Below are 10782 nucleotides of genomic sequence, written 5' to 3'. Positions count from 1 at the left end.
CGAAAATAGAGATCCCTTCCGGGCTATGCGGAATTAAAAAAACGAGCCGAAAGAAAACCTGTTAATAATTAACCGTGATTACTATCCTTAAATAAGTCAGTTACGGCTGGCTATAGTGAGAAATGGTGTACTTGAGCCGGGTATTACTTTTACCCAGCTTTCTGGCAATGTTGCTTTTGTACGCCCCGATTGTTTTTTCACTTTTTTTCGATACTCCGGCGATTTGTGTCAGTGACCACCCCCGGGCTAACATCATCATCACGTTGAATTCATTGGCCGTTATTTTTGTTTGTAGTTCTTTGATATTGCGTGGCTTTTTGTTTTTTGTGATACAAGTGATTGTTTGCAATAGCTGATCAAGGCTGGTGTCCTGATCCAGGAACTGCAGGGCCATTCCGCAAACAGTTTGAAAAATAGAAAAAGTGGTTTCATCGGCTAAAACGATGACCGTTGTGGATGGTCTTAAAGCCATGTTGCGGATAATCCTGGCATATTTTAAAAAATCTGATTTGTCAGGGTTAATAATGATGCAATCCGTTTCATGAGATAGCGTTTGGACGGCAGAAAGCGTCTGGGAGGAGTGGTACGCGATATCAATATATAATGATGAGCCACGTAGGATTTCTCGCATGCCTAGCCAGGGGTAAATTGAGTCACCCAAAAAAATAGCTTTAGACATACCGATCTCCTTGAAATTTTGGTGCAAGCAGTCGCCTCTTTTTTTATTTAAAAAAGAGTTTCTCGCGATGCATGAAATGTTAATTAATACTCGTATGCCCTAACTAATTCCAGTTACAGCAAGTCCGGGAGGTAAATTCCCAGGCGTACAGATACTATGTGGCTGAGGTGAACTAACGCAGCCAACGCATATGTAACTTGAAGTATGATGGGTATATTTTGCTCTTTGTTTTGAACGCATCCTTATTTATTCGGATATCAACAGGTATTATCTGTCTTTATTTAAATCATTAACTATTCTTAAAGTGGATATTACACTTTGTTAAAATTTAAGATAAATCGTTTATATCACCTCTGTGAAGAACATTGATAGATTTCGCTTATTGATCGGCGAGGTTTAGTGTCCACCGATTCGATAATGACAGGGGATTCCTATAGGTTTAGAAGGGGGATATTGTTAATTGCTATTAATTTCAAACGGATATGTGATTTTCTTAACAGGGAAGGAAATAACCAGGAGAATTCTTAATCAAAGGCCGGACAGGGAAGGCGGTCAATGTTCTTGAGAAGAAAATATTGTTTAATTTGAATTAATGGGCTGCAAATGAAAATAATTTAGATTTATATTCTTTATGTTTGTGGTTTTTTTGGGTATTTAATCTAAAATGAGCTTTTCGTGCTTAATCTAAAAATCAGTCTTGCAGCCGCTTTTTTGCCCGCTTTTTGTTCGCTCATTTTCTCAGCCAGCCAATAGCTCTTGCTCCACTTGTTGTACTTGCATTTCCAGCGTATTGCGGATTTCCGTCAGTGCCCGTTGCTGATCGGAGAAGTAGGCCTCTTTGTCGGTTACTGAAGTGGCAAGACGCCAGGCGTTTTCCGCTTCCAGATCGCGAATCTCTTTGAGCAGTGCATTAATTTGCTCCCTGAGCTGCTGAATCTTGCTACGTAAATGCTGCAGATCGTTTAACCGGTCACTTGCCATCATCGGTTCGAGTCCGGTTTGTAACTGGGTCAGCAAGGCCCTGACCGCGGCCAGATCGGCATTTTGTCGTGCCTGATTAAGCTGCACCATCATCTGATGGGCTTTCTCTTTCAGGTCATCCGCTACCACGTCAGGGTGGCAAAGACGACTGGCCTGACGCCACAGGCGTTTTAATTCATTACGTTCATCCGTTGAAAGCCGCTGGTCGCGGGTGTAACGGTGCTGAGCATCCTGCTGTTGCTCCTGATATTCATCATATTCATGGCTGGCTTCCTCCTGTGCCTGACGGGTTGCGCTGTCGTCCTGGCGAGAAAAGTCGTTTTCAAGTTCACGAATTTCCGCCAGCAGGGCGGTGATAAGCTCAGTCTGTTGCTGAATGCGCTGGCGAGTTTCCACGGATTCGCGGGAGTCCGAACTCAGATTTACCCAGTGCTGCTTGAGTTTCGCCAGTTGATCAACGGCCTGTGAAATATAGTGCTGGCAGGACTGATAATCTTTTTCCCGACGTTTTCGTTCTGCTTCCTGCCTCCGTTGCGCACTGGCAGCCAACTGCTTACGCAGTTCGAGAATCCGGCTCATCAACGGTCCGAGGCGAAGATGGTACAGGTCATTGAAATCATCGAGGATTTGAATACGCGTGTTGCGCTTATCAATCAGATCACGCAGTTGGGTTTCAAGCGCTTTCAGTTCGAGCTTACTGGCGGCAATGCCGGGGTCCTGCCACGTTGATACTGCGCGCTGGGATTGTAGCCAGTGCGTAATTTCACGCAGGGCATCGCCGAAACGTCGTTCTTCAATCGCCTGCACGATGGCGCCGGGAATGACTGGCAAAGGTTCATTTTTCAGATGCGCCAACTGCTGGAAAATAATCTCTTCATCTTCCAGTTCGATAGCGCTTTTGACGATCTCAAGTCGTTTAATGATCTTATTCATGACAGTCGTTGCCTGGCGTGGTTCAAAAAAGAGTGACTGAACCACGACAGCTTCACCCGTTTGAAAATGTTGGAAAAACAGTAAAGTGCATTCTGTGGCCTGCGATGCCTTTTCGTCCAGAATAATTCACTGTAATTATGAAAAAGCGGTACTACCGCGCACTTCTTCGCGTCTTTAAACCCTCGTTTCATCTTTTTTATTCACCGGTTAATTATTCTTGATCTGATAAAGATAATGCGTATAGTTCTCATTCTCTTTTGTCATTAACAATCTGCGTGAACACTGGTAAGGATCCCGACAATGAAAAAAACAACATCCGCTCTGGCATTGTTGACTGCCGTTGCATTAAGCGGCTGCACAGCTAACGCCACGCCAGCCAGTAACCCGGTGGCGCAGGAAAAAACAATCGCACCGGCAGCAACGGATATTCAGCAGCGCGCACTGGCCGACGGCCTGTATGAGATGGCGCTGAGCCCAGCGGGTGATGCGCTGTACGTTGCCAGTGCGGAAGGGTTCAAAGATGTACAGGGTGGGGTCGTTTACAAGCTGGATCCGCAAACGCTGAAGACCATCGGTCTGAGCCACACCGATCTGAAAAACTTTGGTATGGCTCTCTCGCCAGACGGTAAAACAGTGTATGTCACCAACTCCCTGGATGGAGGGGTAAGCGCGCTGAATACCGCAGACGGCAAAGTGAAGAATCGTGTGCTGTTCCCGGAACGTAACGCGCAAGGTTTCCCGTACGGCGCGCGGCAGGTACTGTTGCATAACGGTCTGCTCTATATCGGCGCCGTTGCCGATCCAGCGGTGATCTGGGTTGTTGATGCTGAAACGCTGAAACTAAAAACCCGGATTAAAAACACGGGTAAATGGATGACCGGGCTGCATTACTCAGAAATGACACAGCGTATTTATGCGGCAAATGGCGGTGGTGAAATTCTGGTTATCAACCCGCGTACTCAGCGCGTTGAAAAACGCTGGCAGCCGCTGGGCGATAAACCCGCATTGCTGCTGAATATGGCGGAAGACCCGCAAACAGGTCGTCTGTTTGTCACCGACAATTCCAAAGCGAAAACGACATTGGTGTTGGATATTCATACGGGCAAGCTGCTTAAACAACTGGATATCGGGGATTCGCTGGCGGTGAAATTCAATGCGAAGCGTAATGAAATCTATATTACCCAGCGTGATTCCGGGAAATTGCTTAGCCTGAATGCAACGGATTACAGCGTGAAAAAAAGCTGGGATCTCCTCCCCAATCCAAACAGCCTGTTGCTCTCTGCTGATAGCCAAACCCTGTTTGTCACAGTGAAACAGAAATTCAATAAAGACCACTCCACCTCCGCGCCAGATAACGTGGTGCGTATCGACTTGAATAAATAATAACAACACGTTTCCGGAGCGCTCTCCGGCAACGTCGTCAGACTTTGATCAGCAAGCTAAGACCGTAGCCGATGTTGTCGCCAATGATGCGAGCGTGCAGGCGGTACAAGGCTACGATAACGTCACCAACGAGAATTACTGGTCAGGTATTGATGATACCGGGACTTATCTGTTCTAGGGCGAGCCACGCACGCTGAAGGTTTCTGCCAGTTACGACTTCTGATTTTTTTCCTGGGCCTCGGTGCGTTGGGCAAGGATGCCCGGCGTATCCAAACGATTGCGCCTTGCGACAACCAGGTTGAAATGTTAAAAGAAGCCCCTTCAATAAAAACCACACAGGGGTAGGGCGTGAAAAACGCGTCAACTGCATCTGACACCAGCGTGTCTGATGCCGCGTCGACGAATGAACCGACGCTTCAGCGGGGGTTGCAAAACCGCCATATTCAGTTAATTGCGCTGGGCGGCGCAATTGGTACAGGCTTGTTTCTGGGAATCGGCCCGGCTATTCAGATGGCGGGACCTGCTGTATTACTCGGTTACGGTGTTGCCGGAATCATCGCTTTTCTGATTATGCGTCAGTTGGGCGAAATGGTGGTTGAAGAACCCGTTTCGGGATCGTTTGCCCACTTTGCCTATAAATACTGGGGGCCGTTCGCGGGTTTCTTGTCTGGCTGGAACTACTGGGTGATGTTTGTGCTGGTTGGTATGGCAGAACTCACCGCAGCCGGAATTTATATGCAGTACTGGCTGCCTGATGTCCCAACCTGGATTTGGGCCGCGGCTTTCTTCGTGATTATCAATGCGGTCAACCTGGTCAACGTGCGTCTGTATGGCGAAACGGAATTTTGGTTTGCGCTGATCAAAGTCCTGGCGATTATCGGCATGATTGGCTTTGGTATCTGGATGCTGTTTTCCGGCAACGGTGGCGAACATGCAAGCATCGATAACCTCTGGCGTTATAACGGCTTTTTTGCGACTGGCTGGAACGGACTGATCCTGTCGTTAGCGGTGATTATGTTCTCGTTTGGTGGTCTGGAGCTGATCGGGATTACTGCTGCCGAAGCGCAGGACCCACAAAAAAGCATCCCGAAAGCGGTAAACCAGGTGGTGTATCGTATTTTGCTGTTCTACATCGGTTCACTGGTGGTGCTGTTAGCGCTGTATCCGTGGGTGGAAGTCAAATCGAATAGTAGCCCGTTCGTAATGATTTTCCACAATCTTGACAGCAACGTGGTGGCATCTGCGCTGAACTTTGTCATTTTGGTGGCTTCGCTGTCGGTCTATAACAGCGGTGTTTACTCGAACAGCCGCATGCTGTTTGGCCTGTCGGTACAGGGAAATGCGCCGAAGTTCTTAACCCGTGTCAGCCGTCGTGGCGTACCGGTGAACTCATTGATTCTCTCCGGCGCGATTACGTCGCTGGTGGTGCTGATCAACTATGTGTTGCCGCAAAAAGCCTTCAGTCTGTTGATGGCGCTGGTGGTTGCGACGCTGCTATTGAACTGGATTATGATCTGTCTGGCGCACCTGCGTTTCCGGGCAGCAATGCGTCATAAGGGGCGTGATACTCAGTTTAAAGCGTTGCTGTATCCGGCGGGTAACTACCTGTGCATCGCCTTCCTCGGCATGATTCTGGTGCTGATGTGCACCATGGATGATATGCGCCTGTCCGCTATCCTGCTGCCCGTGTGGATCCTGTTCCTGTTCGTGGCATTCAAACTGCTGCGTTGCAAGTCCCGCTAATATCTAACCGATCTCATCCTGGTGATGAGATCGGTCCTTTCTTCATGCTACCGATTAACGCTGAAAAACGCCTGCCAGTGCGCGAATATCATTTCCGGTAGGGGATTGATGAATGCGTAAACCAAACTCTTCGACGACGGCAAAAATATGGTCGAAGATATCAGCCTGAATACTTTCATATTCCAGCCACACCACCGTATTGGTAAACGCATAAATTTCAATCGGTAAACCGTGGTCATCTGGTGCAAGCTGGCGCACCATTAATGTCATATCTTTGCGAATGCGCGGATGGTGGCGTAAATATTCGTTCAGATAAGCGCGGAAGGTGCCGATATTGGTCATCTGGCGATGGTTCAATACGGACTCCGGCGCATCTAATTGCTGGTTCCACTCGCTGATTTCCTGGTGACGCGTGGTTAAATAGGGTTTCAGCAGGTGCGCTTTATGCAATCGCTGGCGTTCATCTTCATCGAGAAAATGAATGCTGGTCGCATCGATGCTGATGCTGCGTTTAATGCGTCGACCACCGGAAGCTGACATCCCGCTCCAGTTTTTAAACGAGTCTGATACCAGCGACCAGGTGGGGATAGTGGTGATGGTGTTATCCCAGTTGCGGACTTTTACCGTGGTTAAGCCGATATCAATAACTGCGCCATCGGCACCATATTTCGGCATTTCCAGCCAGTCGCCCAGCTTGAGCATATCGTTGGCTGAAAGCTGAATACCGGCGACCAGTCCGAGGATCGGATCTTTAAATACCAGCATTAAGACGGCGGCCATCGCACCCAGACCGCTTATCAGGATGGCCGGTGACTGACCAATCAGCAGGGAAATCATCAGAATGCCGACGATAATCGCGCCGATTAACTTGATGCCCTGAAATATGCCTTTCAACGGCAGTTGTGATGCGGCGGGAAGTTTTTGCGACAGATTGAGAATAACGTCGAGCAGAGAAAATACTGACAGCAGGGCGTACATCATGATCCACAGCTGCGCGCAGGTGACTAATATTTCTGCGGCTTCGCTGCCTTTTTGTAGCCAGAGGGCTGCCTGTATATTGACAATGATACCTTGCAGCGTGAATGCCAGTCGGTGAAATAACTTGTTCTGCGTGATGATTTGTAGCCACAGGCGGGAGCTGGCGTTGGCGCGCTTTTCAAATGCGCGTAATACCACCCAGTGCAAAATAACGTGAACAATAATGGCGGTGATAAAAATAATGCCAAAAATCATCACCAGCGAGGTGGTGTGATTCATTTCAATGCCGAGGTCTTCTACCTGAGATATCAATTCCTGCATAATGTCTCCTTAATAAACAGCGGTCTATGATGACCGCTGTGTGGAGCTTATGCAAATGTGGGGATCAGACTTCTGTCAGCGTCGTTTCTTGCGGCAGACGTGATTTGGGTAGGGCAGCGTTGAAGTCTTCTACGCTGTGATGACCCACCGGGACTACAACAACGCTGGTGTACCCTTTTTCTTTCAGACCAAATTCTGCATCCATGATGGCCGCATCAAAGCCTTCAATCGGTACGGCATCCAGGCCCATCGCCGCAACACCCAGCAGGAAGTTACCGACGTTCAGGTACACCTGTTTCGCCATCCAGTGGTTGTCGTCTTTAAGTTCCTTGCGGTGCAGGTCGGCAAAGAATGTACGGCCTTTATGGTTGGCAGCTTTGGCTTCTGGCGTTGCGAAACGACCATCAATCTCTTCCTGATCCACCACGCGTTCCAGCCACGCATCGTCCATCGCCGTTTTGGCGCAGAACACCACGACGTGTGAAGCATCCAGCATTTTACGTTCGTTGAACACAAAGCTGCCAGCTGCGGATTTAGCCACCCGCGCTTTTCCTTCGTCAGTGCTGGCAACGATAAAGTGCCACGGCTGAGAGTTGGTACTGGACGGACTAAACTGCAGCAGTGTTTTTAATTTTTCTGCTTGCTCAGCGGTCAGTTTTTTATTCGGATCGAATGCCTTAGTGGAGTAACGTTTTAAGGCGACAGAAACAATATCCATAACTACTCCTGGTGGTTTTTCGTACCCTGCGGGTGCGTTTTGTTTCAGCAGGGTACAGGGTTAGCGGGAAAATGATAAGACCGAAAAATGCAAAAACACTTATCGACGCTAACGATAAATCAGCCAGGCCGCAGGCGTTTTTGATCCCGCTTCGGCAGGCCGTCTACCACCCGATGCCATGAGTCGTTCACCAGGTCAGTCAGTAATGACTCGTTAATATCATCGCCGGGGTAGACGGATATCCAGTGCTTTTTATTCATGTGATAGCCCGGTTCGATACTGCGGTAAATCTGCTGATTCAGCAGCGATTTTTGTGGGTCTGACTTCAAATTAACCAACGGACGACCGCGCTGCTCTGAGACAATCATAAAAATCTTACCGCCGACTTTGAAGACATCGTATTCCGGGCCGAACGGCCAGCATTGCTCGGTAAAAGGGAGTTCGAGTGCAATACGTTTAGCACAAGCATGCAGCGTTTGGCCGTTCATTATTTTTCCTCGCGGGTGAGTGCGCGCCACATGGCCTCAAACCCCATCGAAATGTAATCATTCGCGCGGGCAGGATCGCGGGCGGCGAATTCCATGGTTGTCTCGGCAAGTGAAAGAAAAAGCCCATCACCGAAGGCACGATATTCGTCAGACATAAATTCAGGGCGAACGGAACGATGACATAAATCGCGCAGTTCCGGGAACATATCGTCAGCCTGCTGTTCGGTTTCTTTGCTGATTTTCTCGCTGACGGCCAGTTGGCGGATAGTACGATGCCCACAAGTATGGTTCAGACCCCAACTGATATAGCTGTTCCAGATGTAGTGAGTCATGGTTTTGGCATCGGTCACTGAACGGTCCAGATTGGCCATCATCGACTGGCACATATCGTGCTTTAAATGGAGATAAAGCTCGTTGATCAGGTCATCTTTTGTCGCGAAATAGCGAAACAATGTTCCCTCTGCGACACCTGCATTCCGGGCAATAACGGCGGTAGAGGCCGCAATACCTGATTGTGCAAATGCTGCGGTTGCAGCTTCCAGTAATGCCTGTTTTTTGTCTTCACTCTTCGGACGAGCCACTACACTTTACCCTTAATTCTGTAAAAAACATGATTGAATCACGGCCTTTACCGCACCGCAACGGCGAATGTCAAAGATTGAAAATCATCTTGACGACGAACTTTCGATTTCTATAATGAGTGCTTACTCACTCATAATCAAGAGTCAGTCGCGCAATCCAGCGGAAAGGGGCGCGTTTAAGGTCAGGATATGAAGCGTCTCACAGTTTGTGTGGTTGTTATTATGCTCATTGCCGCTGCAGCAAGTTTACCGTTTGTATTCAATGCCGGATTTGGTCAGGTGCCGCAAGGAGCACAACTGAGTCAGGTTGAACAGTCGCCACACTATCGTGATGGACAGTTTCATAATCAGGTCCCGACCCCGGGCTATACCGGCAACAAAGGTATGTTGGCGGCCTGGTGGGAGTTTCTGGTCGCGAAACGAGAAAACGCGCGGCCTGCACAGCCGTTACCACTGGTTGCGACCGATCTCGCCAGTTTATCGCCACAGCAGGATACCCTTGTCTGGCTGGGGCATTCCTCGTGGTATTTGCAGTTGGCGGGCCAGCGTATTCTTATTGATCCGGTGTTTAGCCATTATGCCGCACCGTTTTCATTCCTGAATAAAGCCTTTGCCGGTGAGTATCCGTGGACCGCGCAGACGATGCCGGAAATCGATCTTCTTATTATCTCGCATGATCACTACGACCATCTGGATCTCGCCACCATCAAGGCTCTGATGCCGAAGATTAAGCGCGTGATTACACCGCTTGGCGTAGGTTCACACCTGCGTTACTGGGGAATGAACAGCGAGATCATTGAGGAACGTGACTGGAATCAATCCGTCAAAGTGACAGATTCACTGATCGTCCATGTACTGCCTGCCCGCCATTTTTCTGGCCGGGGGATTAAACGTAACCAAACGCTGTGGGCAAGTTTCATGTTTGAAACGCCGGAACAGAATGTTTACTACAGCGGAGACTCCGGTTACGGACCGCATTTTAAAGCGATTGGCGAACAGTTCGGCACGGTCGATGTGGCGATCATGGAAAATGGTCAATATGACCAGGACTGGAAGTTCATCCATATGATGCCAGAAGAGACCGCCCAGGCCGCGGCCGATCTCCGCGCGAAAGCGGTATTACCCGGACATGCGGGTCGCTTCGTTCTGGCGAAACACTCCTGGGATGATCCATACAAAAGACTGGCACTCGCCAGTCGCCGCCAACATTACCGATTGCTGACGCCGATGCTGGGTGAGCCGGTAGTACTGTCCGAACCGGACCAACAGTTTACGGCCTGGTGGCAGCAGGCAACGCAATGAACAGAGGGGAGAGCATGATGACGATTTCTGCTCAGGTAATTGATACGATTGTTGAATGGATTGATGATAATTTGAATCAACCCTTGCGCATTGATGATATTGCACGCCATGCGGGGTATTCAAAATGGCATCTGCAACGCCTTTTCCAGCAGTACAAAGGTGAGAGCCTCGGGCGTTATATCCGTGAACGTAAGCTATTATTAGCGGCACGCGATCTGCGCGATACCGACCAAAAAGTTTACGATATCTGCCTGAAGTATGGTTTCGATTCGCAGCAGACTTTCACGCGTATTTTTACCCGTACGTTTAGCCAGCCACCTGGGGCGTATCGTAAAGAAAATCACAGCCGTACACATTGACGGGATACGGGTTCTCGCGGGTCTATTCTGCCAGCGAGAACCAACGCCGCCAGATGAAACGCAGCACAAAATACTCAATCACCCCGAGAAGCAAGAACCACAGACAAAACAACAACGTATAAAACTGATTAAGATCCATTAAATGAAAGGTTGTGACAAACTTTTGCGCCAACGCCAGGCCAAGCGAAGGGGCGGGCAGCAGCAGGCAGGAAAGCAGAGCCAACAGCAGTATCCCGGCGGCGGTCATCAGTGATTCAAGCGGGTGTTTCATGGCATTGTTAAACTTGAGTTAAAAAGCCATTGTCCGGGATATCGT

11 protein-coding genes and 1 pseudogene are annotated in these 10782 nt (G+C 49.0%); 5 read left to right on the top strand and 7 right to left on the bottom strand.

What is annotated here, in order from left to right; translation table 11 throughout:
• Positions 1-100: 100 nt before the first annotated feature.
• Together OGX95_RS04265 and OGX95_RS04260 are read right to left on the bottom strand one after the other, a co-directional pair.
• On the bottom strand, positions 101-679 hold the full coding sequence (locus tag OGX95_RS04265; RefSeq protein ID WP_286628430.1) for a LuxR C-terminal-related transcriptional regulator: 579 nt from the start codon (positions 677-679) through the stop codon (positions 101-103).
• A 738-nt stretch (positions 680-1417) separates the two neighbouring features.
• Positions 1418-2593 (bottom strand): coiled-coil domain-containing protein, encoded by a 1176-nt coding sequence (locus OGX95_RS04260; RefSeq protein ID WP_286628429.1) that lies wholly within the window; start codon positions 2591-2593, stop codon positions 1418-1420.
• Positions 2594-2893: 300 nt separating this feature from the next.
• Here OGX95_RS04260 and OGX95_RS04255 point away from each other — a divergent pair, with 300 nt between their 5' ends.
• The 3 genes and pseudogenes from OGX95_RS04255 to pheP all read left to right on the top strand — a co-directional run bounded on the left by OGX95_RS04255 (position 2894) and on the right by pheP (position 5719).
• Positions 2894-3976, top strand: a complete 1083-nt coding sequence (locus OGX95_RS04255) for a YncE family protein (protein WP_286628428.1) — start codon at positions 2894-2896, stop codon at positions 3974-3976.
• A gap of 109 nt (positions 3977-4085) precedes the next feature.
• Positions 4086-4154, top strand: a pseudogene (locus OGX95_RS22980) (hypothetical protein); the annotation flags it as partial.
• Positions 4155-4324: 170 nt separating this feature from the next.
• Positions 4325-5719 carry a phenylalanine transporter gene (gene pheP / locus OGX95_RS04250; RefSeq protein ID WP_286628427.1) on the top strand — a complete coding sequence of 465 codons (1395 nt, stop codon included), beginning with the start codon at positions 4325-4327 and terminating at the stop codon, positions 5717-5719.
• 54 nt (positions 5720-5773) lie between these two features.
• Here pheP and OGX95_RS04245 read toward each other — a convergent pair whose 3' ends face one another.
• The 4 genes from OGX95_RS04245 to OGX95_RS04230 form a co-directional block, all read right to left on the bottom strand.
• Positions 5774-7018 (bottom strand): mechanosensitive ion channel family protein, encoded by a 1245-nt coding sequence (locus tag OGX95_RS04245; protein ID WP_286628426.1) that lies wholly within the window; start codon positions 7016-7018, stop codon positions 5774-5776.
• A gap of 64 nt (positions 7019-7082) precedes the next feature.
• The gene (nfsB, locus tag OGX95_RS04240) at positions 7083-7736 is read right to left on the bottom strand and encodes an oxygen-insensitive NAD(P)H nitroreductase (protein ID WP_286628425.1); all 654 of its coding nucleotides are present in this window, start codon (positions 7734-7736) and stop codon (positions 7083-7085) included.
• A gap of 119 nt (positions 7737-7855) precedes the next feature.
• Positions 7856-8224 (bottom strand): MmcQ/YjbR family DNA-binding protein, encoded by a 369-nt coding sequence (locus OGX95_RS04235; protein ID WP_286628424.1) that lies wholly within the window; start codon positions 8222-8224, stop codon positions 7856-7858.
• The gene (locus OGX95_RS04230) at positions 8224-8805 is read right to left on the bottom strand and encodes a TetR/AcrR family transcriptional regulator (RefSeq protein ID WP_286628423.1); all 582 of its coding nucleotides are present in this window, start codon (positions 8803-8805) and stop codon (positions 8224-8226) included. Before OGX95_RS04230 ends, OGX95_RS04235 begins: the two co-directional genes overlap by 1 nt.
• A gap of 189 nt (positions 8806-8994) precedes the next feature.
• Here OGX95_RS04230 and OGX95_RS04225 point away from each other — a divergent pair, with 189 nt between their 5' ends.
• Both OGX95_RS04225 and OGX95_RS04220 read left to right on the top strand, forming a co-directional pair.
• The gene (locus tag OGX95_RS04225) at positions 8995-10107 is read left to right on the top strand and encodes an MBL fold metallo-hydrolase (RefSeq protein ID WP_286628422.1); all 1113 of its coding nucleotides are present in this window, start codon (positions 8995-8997) and stop codon (positions 10105-10107) included.
• Between the two features lie 17 nt (positions 10108-10124).
• On the top strand, positions 10125-10466 hold the full coding sequence (locus tag OGX95_RS04220) for a RamA family antibiotic efflux transcriptional regulator (protein WP_286628691.1): 342 nt from the start codon (positions 10125-10127) through the stop codon (positions 10464-10466).
• Between the two features lie 22 nt (positions 10467-10488).
• On the opposite strand, the gene OGX95_RS04215 is transcribed toward OGX95_RS04220, so the two are convergent.
• Positions 10489-10737 (bottom strand): DUF1158 family protein, encoded by a 249-nt coding sequence (locus OGX95_RS04215; RefSeq protein WP_286628421.1) that lies wholly within the window; start codon positions 10735-10737, stop codon positions 10489-10491.
• Positions 10738-10782 lie beyond the last annotated feature (45 nt).

The organism is Citrobacter sp. Cu233 (assembly GCF_030332225.1).
Lineage (GTDB): Bacteria > Pseudomonadota > Gammaproteobacteria > Enterobacterales > Enterobacteriaceae > Citrobacter.
This window is presented reverse-complemented; position numbering and strand designations above follow the sequence as displayed.